This window comes from Microbacterium trichothecenolyticum (genome assembly GCF_000956465.1).
Lineage (GTDB): Bacteria > Actinomycetota > Actinomycetes > Actinomycetales > Microbacteriaceae > Microbacterium > Microbacterium trichothecenolyticum.
In genome coordinates, this window is the sequence record NZ_JYJA01000012.1 from 1 (window position 1) to 14838 (window position 14838).

Consider the following 14838-nt stretch of genomic DNA (forward strand, 5'->3'; position numbering starts at 1 on the left):
CGCCTTTGGAACCCCCTCCGCAGCCAACCTGCGAATCAGTGCCCAATCCTCCAAAGTGATCACTCTCCAATCGTTGAGTGTTCACTTTTCGCCGCCGCAAGTGTTCAGTTTTCGAGCGCCGCCGACAGAGCACAATGTCTCGTTGCCGACATAGGTGCGGCGAATCGGGTCTGGATTGGAGAAAGCTGACGCGACCTTGAGGATCGGTGCTTGCCATTGGCGGCGCCCGGTGCCTGTTGGTCTGGACTGGGGTGATTGTGGTGAGCGGGGGTCCTCCTGCATGCTTGGCTTCGGTGTAAGTCCGTAATGGCATCCCACAGGGTCTGGGTTTATCAAGCCGCAGGCTCGGACGTTGGTCGGTATGAAGCCGGAGCGCGTCGTTTCCTCAATCGAAGGGAGCGGCGATGCCCGCGTGTACGAAACACCCCTACCCAACGCCCCTGACCGCTGCTCTGGCTCTGCAGCAGATCAAGGCGCGGCAACCGACCAGAGGGGAAACTGGAATCTACCCGTGCGGCAGCTGCAATTCCTGGCACTTGACCTCCAGCGCGGCAGCCGCTGGCAACCGGTGGACGCGCGCGGCGCTCACTCGACTCGCAACGGCCGCACGCAAGTCACCGTGAACGAGTCCGATCCGGATACTGGCATGGGCATGATCAGGACGCTCGTCGCCCAGTTCGGCCGGTCAGACAGGGGAAACGTCGGTTGGCGGGAACGACTCACGTGCGCCCGTTCCAATAGCATCATCGAAGCACCGCCGACGGCGCATGTCCTGGGGGACCCCATGAAACGCATTCTGCTTGCCGCTACTGTGGCCTCGATCCTCGCTGTCACCCTGGTGGGGTGCTCGGTGCCGGCCGCTCCAGAAACTGAGCCGGAGAAGCCAGGCTTGCAGACGCCTTCCCCGACTTCTGCGCCGACACCCACGCCCACCCCCACGCTGCTGACGTGGACCGAGTTTCCCGCACCGGCCGGCGTGGCCCCGCAAACTAACGCGCGAGGCGACATCATCAAGAGTGTCGGCGAGGTCGGCGGGTTCCTCGATCTAGCGGGCGAGACGGTCCTATTCCGATTCATGGTGCACGCCATCACGCCCGACCCCGCGTGCACCGCGCCGGAGGCCGCGCAGCCCGCCAACGGCCGGTACATACGTGTCGATCTGCAGGCGGAGAGCGACCCGGCGCTGGCCGCAGCATACGAGCAGGGTGGCGTGCCCTCCGCAGTCTTCCTCCAGACATGGGAGGCCGTCGACGCGAACGGGGTGGCGGCGAATGCACCCACAGTCACGAAGGAGAGCTTCACTTGCCTCACCGCAGCGGAGCAGATCCAGAGCGAGGTGGGTCCTGGCGAGCGCGCCATCGGGAGCATCGTGCTGGATGTCCCTACGTCAGTGACGCACGTGACCCTCGTTTCGAACACCGCTGAAGAAACTGGATGGGAGTTCACCCTTCCCAAATAGAACGTAGTCTCCCGTCGGCGCGCATCCGATCCGTAAACGGGCGATGCACGCACGCGGTCCATCGCGTGCGGACATGAGCGCGTGCGACAAGCATCCGCACACGGGCAGCGCTCGGAAGCGGTACCTCTTGTGCCTTCCTAGCGCATACGTGGGTACTCGGGAAAGCGTTAGGTGGCGCCCCCGCGTCTACCTTCACAGTTCGTTACGGCCGCCGAACGCGAAGTGCGTCACAAGACCCCTACTGGTGGGGAACCGGTGCTTGGGCTATTGTTCGTCCAAATCTTGGGTCTATGCCTGGGGGGTATGGCGCCATGTCGAGCGATGCTGCACTCACTTCTGTCAATCCGGCTGAGTCCGGGACACCCGTGCAGGTTCCACCACCCACCGTGACCGGCGATTCCGTGACGTCGACAGTACAGCCCGCTGCGGCTCCGGCAACTGATGTAATGCCTCCGTCGAGCGCCGGGAGTTCGATCGATCTCGTGGCGGCGTCCGACGAGCAAGCCTGGCAGGAATCAGAAGAACGAAAGAAGGCGATCAGCAGCCGGAACAAGTGGGCGCTGATTGCCATCCCACTGGCGATCGTCGGAGTCGGAATCGTGGTGTGGTGGTTCGTTGACCCCACGGTGAACTACTGGCTCAGCTATCTCGGATGGCTCTTAGGCGGCTGGGGCATCGGCGCGTCCGTGACTCTTCCGTTTGCCGTGTCCAGTCGAAAAAGGGCGTACCTACAGCGGCGCAAGGACCTAAGAGAGTCCGCCGAAATAATCGGCGGACTCACCGAAGCATCTTCGATCCCGACCATGGCTGATCTCCTTCAGTTGAACCGGCGAGAGATGCAGAAATATCATGACCTCACGACCGAACAGGCAACGGTCTCGTTTCGACACAGTCAACGAGCCATGATCGGGGGCTTTATCGTTGTCGTTGGCTGCATCATCATCGTCACCATTCCGGCCATCCCCACGGAAACGAAGCTCATTGTTGGAAGCGTCGGCGTAATCAGCACAATCCTGTCCGGGTACATCACGAACACCTTTCTGAAGTCGCACGCCGCGTCCGTCGCGCAATTGAACCGATTCTTCACACAGCCACTCATTAGCAGCTACCTGCTGACTGCCGAGCGCGTCGCGCTGCAACTCGAGCCATCCGAACGCACCCCCGCTCTGCAACTCGTGGTCGCGCAGGCGTTGCGCTCCGCAGGGTCCGAAAGCATCGCGCTCGGCGCGATCTATGAGGAGTCGACGCGCCGCGGCCACAAGAGCGACAACCGAAACGGCGGTGAGTCGTCGGCGCCGAGCCAGGTTGGGATCGCGGTGCCTGGAGCTGCGACACCGTAGCCGGGGGTACCTAGAGGTACACGAATCGGACTGGCCTTCGTCAGCCGTCAGACCGGAACCGCATGCGCGCCACGAACGAATGAAGGAAGCTCGTTGTGCAGGTCGGCCCCTCACCTGGAGGGCGAAGGTTTCGCCGACGCGCTGCGGGGCCCAAGGGCTGGGGTAGGTCATCACCTGCCGTAGCTCTGTTCGACGATCCGCTCCCGACCGCATGTGGCGGAGCCGCCTCGCGCGGGGAACGTCGCTGCCCCCGCACCGCAATAGTGTGGACGCGACCGAGGAGGAGGGAGACCCTGGTGAGTGCGGAAGTGTCTGGCGAGCGACGGCTCAAGTTCTACGGCCCGAACGACTACGCCACCTACTGGCAGGTAGAGGACGCGGTCCGGATCCTGCGCGATCACGACGGTGCGGAGGCTCCCTCCGACGCGGCCCATGCCATCGAACTCCATAACGCCCATCAGTTCGTGCTAGCTGGCTTCACACCCGCATCCCTGTCCGAGGATGAACGTGCCGACCTAGAGGCAACGAGCCGGCGCGTTCGAAGCGTGGTTGCTCGCTATTTCACCGATCTCGAGGAATCGAACCTCCTGGAGCGCGTGCGAGGGGTCCCCTCCGAGTACCACTCGGACCTCCTGCTCCTTCTCGGCAACAACCGAGCGTTCGAGCGAATCGGCGCGTCACCCATGCTGGCCGCTCTGGAATCGAACGACGTCACGCTTGGCGCGATGCTCGCGAACAAGAAGATCGTCACCGCGTATGACCGCGAAGTGCGGGAGGCCATCCTGAGCGACGTCCAGGCGGCCGAGCACGTCATCCGCCGTCACTTCGCGCGCGACACCAAGCAGCCCATTCACTTGCCAGTGTCGTTCACCACTGCCGATTCAAGAGATATCCTGCGTCGCTACGTGGAGGATCCGGGCGCCAACTTCAACTTCGTCGCCCTTATCGCGACCGCCAACCTCGATCCCGCCACCGGTGTCGACGCACGACTGAAGCTCGCTGCCCAGCGACGCAATGCCCAGGAGACCAAGGAGTTCTTCGCGAACAACACCGGTGTGAAGTCCGGTTGCGAGTTGACGATCTCGGACACGCAAGACGAACCGGTCATTGAAAGCCTCGACGGAATGTTCGTCAGCTACTCCTACGGTCGCGCGTGGTTGGATTCGACAACGGACGAACCAAGTATTCTCAACAACTTTCAACACCTCTTCGGGTTCGCTAACCGGAACTCTCTCCTTACTTTGCCCTCTTACCGCTCCGAGCTCGCCGTCGTCGAGCGATTCCTGACAACGACGGGCCGGGCCCACTACGACATCGGTGTGGCGTATCGCGTTCGGGAGATGAGCTCGACGGCCCAGACCCGGCTGATGCGCTTCTTCCTCTCGCATAACGGCATCGACCTGGAGGCCGTCATCGCCTGGTTCTTCGAGGAGTACCTATCGACGGAGTTCGGCGCACAGGGCTTCTCATTCGCTCCAACCGCGAGCGGATCAAGTTTCCTTGAGAAGGTGCGGCACCTGTTCGCCGAGATGGAGAGCGTCCTGCGCCAGTTCGCCTTCTATGCCGATGACGGCGAGATCGACCGCGAGCTCCTGTCGCTGTCATCCGGCTCGATGCGCTTCAACCAACTGCCGAGCCGCGTGCGCGGCAAATACCTCTATGCCACCGACGTCCCTGAAATCGTCGGCATCCTGCACCACATGCTGTCCGACCAGTCTTCGTTGAACTACATCAGCGAAGAACTTCGCGGGGACAACGCTGTCGAGCTGTTGGTTCGAAACCGCGTCACCTACGACGACTTCGCCGAGTACCAACGGCCCCTGATCGACCAACTCATCGACCTCAAAGTGCTGACAAACAATGAGGGTCACGTCACGCTATCCAGCAACTCGCAGCTGAGAATCCTCATGTCGCTCCACGCCACCGAGGCTGTCAGCTACTTCCACCTCGACCCAGCCGCCAGGGCCGTTGCCGACGAGATGATCTCCAGGGGTTGGCTACGCCGAGAGTCTTCGCTCCTCACAGAGTCCGAAGCGAAGTACTTCAACTACCAGCTCAACAACTCCGAGTTCAGCAACGGCCCGGCACTCCGCAACAAGTACCAACACGGCTCACAACCGGATGGTGAAGGAGACGACTCCCACTTCGCCGTCTACCTGGTGGTCCTGAAACTCATCATCGCACTCGTGATCAAGATCAACGATGACTTCTGTTTGCGCGATCGGGAGGACGGCGCTTCTAGATCGTCGTAGGAATTGGACCGGTCCTATCGCATCCAGTCCACAGTCCGGAGATGGCCCGGACTGAAGTCTCAGCGAACGTAGTCATGGCCTTCGACGGCGACGGCTACGGCGACGGCGACGGCGACAGAGTGGCTCGTGATGTAGGTCACGATGGCCGACACTGCGTCAAACGCAACGGAGCTAGCCTCGACCGTCGCCGCGACAGGGTGATCGCGCTTGAGGTGCTTGGCGTGCCGGCCGGAGCGCGTTCGGTTGCGGGTCCTCGGGCGGGCCGCCGTCGACGTCCCCGATCTCGCCCACCGCGCAGACGCTGACGGCTCGCAAGACCAGAGCGAGTAGATGCCCGATGAGGCGTCCGTCGCCGCGCGCGGCAACGGCGGTCGTGACGTCGCTCAGTTGTGACTGGTGGTTGTGGCGACTTCTGGTTCGGTGGGGCGAGCTCCGTCGGGCCAGGCTGCCAGGCACACCTTGTTGCCCGACCGGTCGGCGAGGATCCATGAACTTGGCGCTTCAGACGCGTCGACAATTCTTCCCCCTGCGGCCACGGCTGCGGCCAACCGCGTCTCGATGTGGTCGCGGGCAAGGGAGACATCGACGTGCATGGCGTGGCGGAGCGGTTTGGATGGATCGAGATCCTGCATCCACACGGTGGAGCCTTGCCCGAGTGGGTCGAGGCAGTTGTCATCGTGCAATGGCGCGTAGCCGAGCACGGCTCGCCAGAACGGCAGGTCGATCGCGTCGGGCTTGGCCGCGATCGCCACCTGGATTTCCTGGACCATGCTCCGGGTGGCGACCGCGTCGTGGTTGCGGGCAACGCCTGAGATGGCTCGCGCCACGTCGACGTGGGTGCGCTCGGTGCCCCACATTTCACGGGTCAGCTTCACCGTCAGGTGATCGGATGTGATGGTGATGAGGGTGCGTTGCCCGAGCCCTGGCACCTCGGACACCGCAGCGGCGAGGCGCCCAGCTTCCTGAAGTGATCGCACCGTGAACACGGCCGTCGGGCCGCCGTGCAGGATCACCCAGTCGGTCACGCCGTCGGCCGAGAGGAACGATCGCCAGCCGTCTTCACTCATGGCGACACCCTACGCACGCTAGGCGCCACCGAGTAGACGAGCAGGTCAATGTCCGGCAGCTTCGGCATGTTGCGTGGGCGAGCTTCTTGTCTCATCGTCGGGGGGGTCGAAGACCTGGGGATCGCCGGCTCGACGGAATTGGGCGATCAGCTGCCCCTGCGGGTGAGTCACAAGGCGACGCCTTGCGTACTCGCCGCGGGCAGCGATGACCACCGGATCGCAGAGCCGGCCGCGAAGACCGGACCGAAGGCCAAGGGGAAGCGACGAACCGGAGCCGGGAGACGAGACAGGAGACGAAGAGGAAGACGACGACGAAGAGGAAGACGACGACGAAGAGGAAGACGACGACGAAGAGGAAGACGAAGAAGAACAGGAAGACGAAGAAGAACAGGAAGACGAAGATGAGAACCAAGAGGGAATGCACGCAGGCACTTTCTGTGGAAGTCGTTTCGCGTTAAGCAGTTTGCGGCTACTCTGGTGGCATGCGGGGTGGCCTCGAGCGGTGGAAGCGGGGTGTCGAGTCGCAGGGGGTTCGGCAGGCGCTCTCGTACGCGCTCAAGGGGTCGTGTGACTCTCACCTTCGGTCGGCTGGGGTGGTCGCGCTCGCCGGGTACGGGGGCGATGATCCGGCCGGCGTGACGCGGTTCACGGTCGAGGCTGGCGTGATCCGGACGGACGTGCTGGACGAGACCGCCTTGCGGCGGTGGGTGGATGGCTGCGATCCGGTGACGGGGGACCGGCGGGGCCGGGATCTGCGTTCGCCGGATGCGGATCTGATCCTGGATGGGACGATCAATGCGCCGAAGTCGTACAGCATCGCCGCGCTCCTCCACCCGGAGTTGGCGCGCGAGTTCGAGGCGCTGCAGGACCGACTGCGGGATCGCATCATCACCACCTGGCAGGCGGAGCTGAATGCCCGCCGCGGCGCGGGCGGCCGCATTCGCGAGGCCCTGCACCGGGTCGAGGTCGTGGAGTTGCAGCATCGCCGCTCCCGCGCGCTGGACCCGCACATCCACCGGCACCTGTGGCTGAGCGTGAAGGTGCTCGGTTGCGACGGGCAGTGGTCCAACGTGGACTCCCGAGTGGCGATGAAGCTGCACACCGTCATCAACGCGGAGGGGGAGCTCGCGGCCCGCACCGACCCGGACTGGCTGCACGCGCTCGCCCGCCACGGCTACACCCTGAACGCCGACGGCGAGATCGCCGAGTTGGAGCATGTGGTGCGGCCGTTGTCACGGCGGTCGACACAGATCGAAGCGAACCGGGCGATGCTGCTCGCCGCGTGGCGGGCGGAGCACCCGGGTCAGGATCCGAGCCCGGACCAGTTGCATCAGATCGACCGGCTGGCGTGGGCGAAGGCCCGACCGAACAAGCCCGACAGCATCGACGAGACGGCCTGGGAACACCTCATCAGCGACGAACTCGCCACCCTCGACCCCACCCTCCTGGAGCCCCAAGCCGCTGTGCCGGTGCGTGCGACCCACCTGGACGAACTCGATATCGGTCTGCTTGCGGCGCGCGCGTGCGTGGACGCGGACGCCCGCTCCACCGCGTGCGGTGGACGGTTCAGCCTGTTCGATCTTCGTGCCGGTGCAACTCGCGCGCTTGCCTCGTCAGGCGTCGTCGGCGCGCGTGCGGAACTGCAACCGGTGATCGATGAGGTGCTGCGTCGCGCCGTCGAATACACCGTCGACCTGCTCGCGGAGGAGGGTGACCGGCCTGCCCATGTGAAGGGTTACATGGCGAGCGCGACCGCAGCCCTGAAGGTCGAACTCGCCGCCCGACTGGACGCGCTCGCCCACGCCGGAGCCCCAGCAGCAGAGGGGGAAGTGGTTGCCACCGCGGGTGAGGTGCTGCGGGAGGGGGTCACACTGGATCGTCAGCAGGTGGCGGCGGCCGCGGCAATCGCGGGCACCGATCGGCTGGTGTCCGTCACCGGCCCTGCAGGAGCGGGCAAGACCACCATGCTGCGTGTCGCGAAGAGCGCGCTGGCCCGTCGCGGACGGCGGATGGTGGTCGTGGCACCGACGAAGAAGGCGGCGTCCGTCGCCGGCCGCGAGCTGGGCGCCACGGCGTCGAGCCTGCACGCTCTGCTCGCCGATCACGGTTACCGGTGGGGGCGTGGCGAGGCCGGCGCCGAGGTGTGGACCCGGCTGGCTCCGGGCAGCCTCGACCCCGCCACCGGATACGTGTACGAGGGGCCGCGACGGTTCTCACTGAGTGCGGGGGATCGGATCGTGGTGGATGAGGCGGGGATGATCGACCTGCACACTGCCAACGCCCTCGCCGCCGTCGCGGCCGACACCGGCGCGGGGATCGCGATGGTGGGCGATCACCTGCAGGCCCGCCCGGTTGGTCATTCCGGCGCGATGGCCGCCCTCACCCGACGTGCCACCGCCGTTGTCGAACTCACCGCGGTGCACCGATTCCGCGACCCGGCCTACGCCGCGCTCACGCTTCGGATGAGGGAACCCGCGTCCAAGGAAGCCGCCCTCGCGGTCGCCGCGGAGCTGGATGAGCGCGGCCTGATCCATCGAGTATCCGACCAGGTTCAGGCGCGCGACGTGATGGTGGAGGCGTACTTCCGGTGGACCCGTGACAACCACCGTGTCGCCCTGGTCACCGGCACCAATGACGAAGCCGACGCGATCAATGAGGCCATCCAGCAGCGCCGGCTCGATGCCGGAGAGCTCACGCTGCAGCGGATCTCGGTCGGGCAGGGCGAGCAGCGGCTGCTGGAGGGGGACGTGGTGCAGACCCGCCGCAACGACCGCGACGCCGGCGTCGACAACCGGGCCGTCTGGACCATCCGCCACATCACCCCCACCGGCCTGCAGCTGGTCAGCACCTCCGACAGCGGCGACACCCGCACGGTCACCCTCGACTATGCCGCCCAGCACGTTCACCTCGCCTACGCGTCCACGGTGCACGGCATCCAGGGGGAGACCACCGACACCGCCGTCGTCGGGCCTGGCGTGGACGCGTCCGGCCTGTACGTCGGGATGACCCGCGGCCGCGTCCATAATGAGGCGATCGCGATCGCCGGCACCGACGCGGCGGCGCGGGACCGGATCGCGGACAGCATGCTCCGCGGCATCCCCGAGGTGAGCATCGACGACTCGCTCCGCGCCGCCCGCACCGAACTTAGCCGCGCCGCCCGCCCACCCATGCCTGCCCCGTGGACCGACCACACCCGCCGACCCCTCGGCCACGTTCTCGACATCGACCGGGTCCACGCCGAGTACCAGCGGCGGGAAGCGACGACCCGCAGCGAGCTCGACGCGGCTACGCAATGGCTGCAGACCACATGGCGCACGCTCCTCGAACTCGACGCCCGGATCGCCGGCGACACGGCGACCGGACACGGCCGCACCAACGGTCTGGACGGTGAGCTCCACGCCACTCGAGACCGGCTCGCCGACGAGTATCGATCCCGCACCCGCGACCACGCGGAGCTCGTCCGCACACAGCGTGAGCACGCGCACCAGCTCGACGTCGCCGAGACCGAACGCCGCGTCCGGGGCATGCTGGACCCCGCGCAACACCGCGCCGAGGACGTCGCGCGCCACGCGCACGCAGCATCGCCCGCCTTGTCGACCCTTCCGACGGCGCCGTCTCTGCACCGTTGAACGCGGGCGTGGCTCGGCCGCGCGGTCCTCATGCCACGGCGCTGACCGCGTTCGCCCATACCCAGCAGCGCAGCTCCTTGTCGCCGACGGTGAACTGGATGCCGCAGGCCAGGTCGTTCCAGACGACCACGACGGCGTCGACGAGCATCGCGTGCGGGCCGAACCGCACCCACGCCTTGCACGCCTTCGGATGTGGGTCACGCGTGACCGGCAGGGTGTCCTCGCGGCGCTCCTCCGCCGTGAGTGACTGCAGCGGGTTCTCTTCAGCGATGCGCTGCAGGATGCGGTTGTCCATCTGCCGGTCGTAATACTCGGCGTACCTTTTGCTGGTCCCCATCCCGGACTTCCCCTCATCCGGCCGCATCCCCGACTCTAGCAAGACTCGAAGCTATGTTCTATTCTTGTGTGTCATGGTCGAGGTGGCGGTAGAACACGAAGTGACTCTATAGATGGTCGACGACATCCCGGTGCGGATGTTCTACGCGGGCAGGCGGTGGCGCGTCACCGACATCCCGACCCGGTTGCGCGACTCGATCTGGGCGACCCCTGGCGAGCCGTCTCGTGGGTTGTATGGGTGGCGGTTCCAGGCGACGGACGAGGCGGGTGAGGCGATGGTGTTCGACGTCTACCGGGCCGAGACCGACTGGCACGTGCACCACTGCTACATCTAGCCCCGACCGTTGACGTGATCGCCAGGGTCAGGCGGAGGGGATGCTGCCGATCACCACGATCCGGCAGGAGCGGCAGGCGAAGCCGTGGCCGGCGTCGCGCAGCACGGCCGAGCATTCCGGACAGCGCGGCTGTTCCGCATCGTCGAGGGGATCGCTCATGGCGCCGACCCTACGCCGGGCCAGCAGTGGCTGTCCGGATCCCGTGGAAATGTGACGCCCCCCAGCCGGGACTGGGTGTTGCGTAGGGTGGGCAGAGTGGCGGGGCGAGAGTACAGTGACTCTCGCCCCGCTTGTCTGTTGGTTCAGGTCAGCGTGACAGTTCGGCGCCGGCGTACGAGGCCGGTGTCGCTATCGGCCCCGAAGCGTCTGCTGCGGGGCCGTTAGCTTTTGGGGAACGGTCGACGATGACGTCGGAGAACTTCAGTGACGCGCCGACGTTGTCCGCGACGATGTCGCGGGTCTCTCGGGACTGTCCGGTCTCCTTGTCGACGTAGGTGCCGAACCGGAGGTCGCCGGCGACGATCACGCTGTCGCCCTTGCGGAGCGAGTCGGCGACGTGCCGGGACTGCTGGTTGAACACGACGACCCGGTGGAACACGGTGCCGACGTCTTCCCACCGGTTGGTGGTCTCGTTCAGGCGGCGGTCGTTGACGGCGACGGTGAACCGGGCGTATTCGTTGCCCGATTCGGCGTTGCCGTGTTCCGGGTCGCTGGTGAGGTTGCCCTCGATGGTGACGGGGATCCTGGTGGTCATCCTTCTTCCTTCCTTTCAGGAGGCCCCGCAGTAGGGGTCTCGGTGGCGTGGGCCTGGGTGGTCCACGCGTTCCATTCCTGCTCATCGGTGATCCCGTGCCATGAGCGGGGTTTGAGGGGGTCGTGTCCGCGGGCGCAGCCGCCGGAGTATGCCTTCCCCATCCGGGGGAGGGCGAGGCTGAGCCGTTCGTGCCAGCCGATGGGGCCGAAGCCGGCGTCGGTGGAATCGAACGCGACGGTGTGTGCGGTGTGCAGGGCGGAGAGTTCTTCGACGAGCTGCCCGTGCTTGTACCAGCAGGCGGGGACGACGGATTCGGAGATCCGGTAGCGGATGGTGAACCACTCCACCCATTCCCGCAGCGCCGTCCACGCGTCGGGGGCCTTGTGGTCGGGGAGGGTGCGCCAGTTGATGATGTGCGCGCCGAGCGGTTCGGACGACCCGTACCGCTGGTTCGGGTCGTACCCGGAGACGTCGTTGGCGATGTCGTCGTCGTAGTCCGGTGGCGGGGGCAGGTCGGTCATGCGGCGCTCCCGTGGTCGGGTTGCAGTTTCTGCCGGAGCCGGGCGAGTGCGAGGTGCGAGGCGGTGCGGCGGGTGCGGTTGCGGGAGAGGACGGCGTCGCGGTCGATGAGCCGGTGCAGCAGGTCGTGGCAGTACGGGTGCATCGGCACCAGGTCCTCGTCCGGCTCGTCGGCGTTCCAGGCGCCGTTGTGGAGGCGGACGCCGCGGTAGTCGAGGTGGTGCAGCTCGAGTTGGGAGCGGGTGGCGGCCCGGCCGCAGCCGGCACAGGTGAGGGGTTGCCCGGTTGTGGTGTGGTGGGTGAACCAGCGGTCGCGGCGTGCGAACCACGCCTTCGAGCGGAGGAACTCGTTGCGATACAGGTTGAACAGTGCCGGGCGGCGACGATTGCTCATACCTCTGTCACCCCCTCCACCGGCTCCGCACTCTCGGACTCCGGAGCTACGGAGGTCCGGGAGTTCGGGACCCGGGTGGTCGTGTCGAACACCGCGCGCTGCTCCCTCTCGGTCTCGCGTTTGCCGGTCTGGATGGTCTGGGCGTCTCGGCGTTCGTCCCAGCCGGCAAGGTCGAGCAGCACACTGCGGCGGTTCCTGTACGCCAGCAGGCCGACACTGGGTGGCAGCCGGCGGATCTCGTCGACCGACATCAGCGCGCGGCGCTCAAGATGCTCGCTGGTGGAGTGCCCAGCCTCACGGGTGGACCAGGACCGCTGCTCCCGCCGGGTGTCCCTCGTGCCGAGGAGGGATTCGACGTCGCGGAGGTGGCCGACGTGGCTGGCGCCGCCGAGCAGGACTTTGGCGGTAGCGGCGGCCCAGATGGTGTCGGCTTCGGCGCGGGACCAGGACGTCTCGGCCTGGGAGAGGGCTTGCAGCACGATGAAGGTGCATATCCCGCGGCCGCCGCCGTCCGCCATGATGCGGGGCAGGTTGCCCCACCGGAACATGTTCGCGATCTCGTCCAGGATCAGTCCGAGCGGGTGGGGGAGCCGGGACCCGGGGGAGGCGAGCGCGGTGGTGCGGGCGACCTCGACGATGTCGTCGAGCACCGCGCCCAGCCATCCGCCCATCGCCGAGGCCCCCGACGACGACCCGATCAAGTACAGCGTGTTCGCGTCATCCAGGAACTCCCGTGGGTCGAACAGCTCATCGCCCGGGCGGGGGAGCAGGGCGTTGCGGATCTGCGGCACCGCCAAGGGTGCGACCGCGCCCTGCACGCCGAACCAGATGGAGGAGACGAGCTTCTCGTCGGCGGAGATGGTGGCGTCCAGGCTGTCGCCCCAGCCGGGGGTGCCGTCGGTCTTCAGGATGTCGACCGCGGCACGGGTCTGCGCGGGTGAGGTGCCCCAGTCATACAGCTCGGAGATCGTCTTGCCGCCGACGGCTGCGGCGTGCAGCAGCCGGCCGAGGACGACTCCGGAGGCTTGCGCCCATTCCTCGTTGGTTCGGGAGGTGCCGAGGGCGGTGCCGGTGATGATGGCGGTGCCGCGTTGCATGGCGACGAGAGGGTCTTCGCAGCCGGTGATCGGGGAGATGCGGAGGGGGTGGCGGATGCCGGAGAGGCCTTGCGGGTCGAAGACATGGACCTGGCCGCGGGTCTGCCGCATCCGCATCGTCGCGGTGAGGTTGTCGTTCGTGGTCGAGGTGGTGATGAGAGGGCCGGACCAGTCGAGGATTGCGGAGATCAGCACCCGGTATCCCTTGCCGGAGCGGGGTGGGCCTTCGAGGGCGACGGAGTCCTCGATCGATACGTACACGTCCTGCCCTCGCGACCGCCCGACGCGCCAACCCACATCGGTAGCTGTGGGTTTGGGGATGTCGGGGCGGAGTTGGTGGGCGCGGCGCAGGACGGCTTTGGCGGAGAGGTGGTCGCGGATCTCGGAGGCGGTGCCGAAGCCGGGGCGGGTGCGCAGGTCGGTGATGAACGCCCGATCGGACTCCCGATACCGCCGCACCGCAACCAGGACCCACACCGCCAGCCCACCGATCAGCATCACCGCGACCGCGTCCAGGATCCGGATGATCGCGACCGGCAGCGCGCATCCGGTGGGTGCGGTGTAGGTGTCGGGGTTGCCGGTGACGGCGAGGACGAGCCCGGAGAACAGGTTCACTGGGATAGGCCGGGTGCCGCAGCTGAGCATGGTGGTGGCTTCGGCGATGAACCCGAACGCGAGCGCGAGGAGCATCGCCGCCGCGATGAGGATCGCGGCCGCTTTGCCGAGGATGCTCTGGTTCATCGGTCACACCTGGCTTAGAGGCCTTCGGCGGCGGACGCGGCGGCGCTCAGCCACGCGTCCCGGGTGCGGGGGCGGAGGGTGTCGAACCGGAGCGGCCCGGCTTTGAGGGCCGGGTCGAACGGGATGGTGTGGACGGCGCGGACGTGCCCGCCGAACCCGTCCGCGATGCGCCGGGCCGCGGTGGTGCCGGTGGGTTCGGATTGGGTGACGAGGACTACGGCGCGGTCGGCGAGGGCGGCGGAGCGTTCGTCGCGACCGCGGAGCGCATCCAACAAGAGGGCGGCGGATTCGGCGGATTCCGGGTTGGCGAGGGTGGGCAGGACGAGTTGGTAGGAGGAGTCGATCATCCGCAGCCATCGTTCGGCGGATTCGTCGTTGCCGGAATCGAAGATAACGAGGCGGTAGAACCTGGCCGCGACCTGCATCAGCAGGTCGAAATCCCCCGCTCCGATGCGCTGGTCGGTGGCGAGCAGTTCCGGGTTGGAGCGGAGCACGTCGTACCGGTCCGCGCTCTGGTGGTGCACGAACCGGCTGATATCCGACACCCCCGCCGCGGGCGTGAGGAGTCCGGGGGCGGCGGGCAGGAGGTCGCGGAGGGTGGTGTCGTACAGGCCCTGCTCGGTGCGCCAGCCCAGAGTGCCGCGAGTGTCGTTGTTGTCCCACGCCAGCACCGTCCCGCCACCCTCCCGGGCGTAGACCGCGGCGAGCATCGCTGTGGTCATCGTCTTACCGACCCCTCCTTTGCCATTTACGACGGCGAGGGTGCGGCATCCCGCCCACTGCGTGGCCACCAGCGCCCGCTCTTCCGCGTGTCGCGTCTCGGTGGCGGAGGGGCGGACGGTGATGCCGAGGCCGGCGAGGAAGCCGCGCCACCCGGTGAGCGGGGGTGTGGTGCCGGTGTCTTTATACACATCT

The 14838-nt window shown here is 66.6% G+C and carries 13 protein-coding genes; 5 read left to right on the forward strand and 8 right to left on the reverse strand.

The features are described from left to right. Positions 1–511: 511 nt before the first annotated feature. The 3 genes from RS82_RS00310 (at position 512) to RS82_RS00320 (ending at position 5051) form a co-directional block, all read left to right on the forward strand. Positions 512–1459 carry a hypothetical protein gene (locus RS82_RS00310; RefSeq protein WP_045296109.1) on the forward strand — a complete coding sequence of 316 codons (948 nt, stop codon included), beginning with the start codon at positions 512–514 and terminating at the stop codon, positions 1457–1459. 482 nt (positions 1460–1941) lie between these two features. Beyond that, positions 1942–2799, forward strand: a complete 858-nt coding sequence (locus RS82_RS00315) for a TRADD-N-associated membrane domain-containing protein (RefSeq protein ID WP_045296110.1) — start codon at positions 1942–1944, stop codon at positions 2797–2799. 296 nt (positions 2800–3095) lie between these two features. Then, positions 3096–5051, forward strand: coding sequence for a hypothetical protein (locus tag RS82_RS00320; RefSeq protein WP_052676613.1), 1956 nt, complete (start codon positions 3096–3098; stop codon positions 5049–5051). A 383-nt stretch (positions 5052–5434) separates the two neighbouring features. Here RS82_RS00320 and RS82_RS00325 read toward each other — a convergent pair whose 3' ends face one another. Then, positions 5435–6118, reverse strand: a complete 684-nt coding sequence (locus RS82_RS00325) for a VOC family protein (RefSeq protein WP_045296112.1) — start codon at positions 6116–6118, stop codon at positions 5435–5437. Positions 6119–6711: 593 nt separating this feature from the next. On the opposite strand from RS82_RS00325, the gene RS82_RS00335 reads away from it, so the two are divergent. Next, complete coding sequence (locus RS82_RS00335) at positions 6712–9747, forward strand: AAA family ATPase (RefSeq protein ID WP_342666927.1); 3036 nt, start codon at positions 6712–6714, stop codon at positions 9745–9747. Between the two features lie 28 nt (positions 9748–9775). Here the strand turns inward: RS82_RS00335 and RS82_RS00340 are convergent, their stop codons facing one another. Beyond that, entirely contained in the window at positions 9776–10084 is a 309-nt protein-coding gene (locus tag RS82_RS00340) for a hypothetical protein (protein ID WP_045296115.1), read from the reverse strand. 112 nt (positions 10085–10196) lie between these two features. On the opposite strand from RS82_RS00340, the gene RS82_RS00345 reads away from it, so the two are divergent. Continuing rightward, positions 10197–10418, forward strand: coding sequence for a hypothetical protein (locus RS82_RS00345; protein WP_245619472.1), 222 nt, complete (start codon positions 10197–10199; stop codon positions 10416–10418). Between the two features lie 27 nt (positions 10419–10445). Here RS82_RS00345 and RS82_RS21920 read toward each other — a convergent pair whose 3' ends face one another. The 6 genes from RS82_RS21920 to RS82_RS00370 all read right to left on the reverse strand — a co-directional run. Then, positions 10446–10577 carry a hypothetical protein gene (locus RS82_RS21920; RefSeq protein WP_281176440.1) on the reverse strand — a complete coding sequence of 44 codons (132 nt, stop codon included), beginning with the start codon at positions 10575–10577 and terminating at the stop codon, positions 10446–10448. A 148-nt stretch (positions 10578–10725) separates the two neighbouring features. After that, a complete protein-coding gene (locus RS82_RS00350; protein WP_052676614.1) occupies positions 10726–11172 on the reverse strand; it encodes a single-stranded DNA-binding protein in 447 nt (148 codons plus the stop codon). Next, positions 11169–11693, reverse strand: a complete 525-nt coding sequence (locus RS82_RS20500) for a hypothetical protein (RefSeq protein WP_052676615.1) — start codon at positions 11691–11693, stop codon at positions 11169–11171. The genes RS82_RS00350 and RS82_RS20500 overlap by 4 nt, the downstream gene beginning before the upstream one ends. Further along, on the reverse strand, positions 11690–12085 hold the full coding sequence (locus RS82_RS00360) for a hypothetical protein (protein ID WP_045296116.1): 396 nt from the start codon (positions 12083–12085) through the stop codon (positions 11690–11692). Before RS82_RS00360 ends, RS82_RS20500 begins: the two co-directional genes overlap by 4 nt. Next, positions 12082–13923, reverse strand: coding sequence for a type IV secretory system conjugative DNA transfer family protein (locus RS82_RS00365; protein WP_045296117.1), 1842 nt, complete (start codon positions 13921–13923; stop codon positions 12082–12084). The genes RS82_RS00360 and RS82_RS00365 overlap by 4 nt, the downstream gene beginning before the upstream one ends. 14 nt (positions 13924–13937) lie before the next feature. Continuing rightward, the coding region (locus RS82_RS00370; RefSeq protein ID WP_045296121.1) for a MinD/ParA family ATP-binding protein at positions 13938–14838 on the reverse strand (901 nt) is incomplete at its 5' end.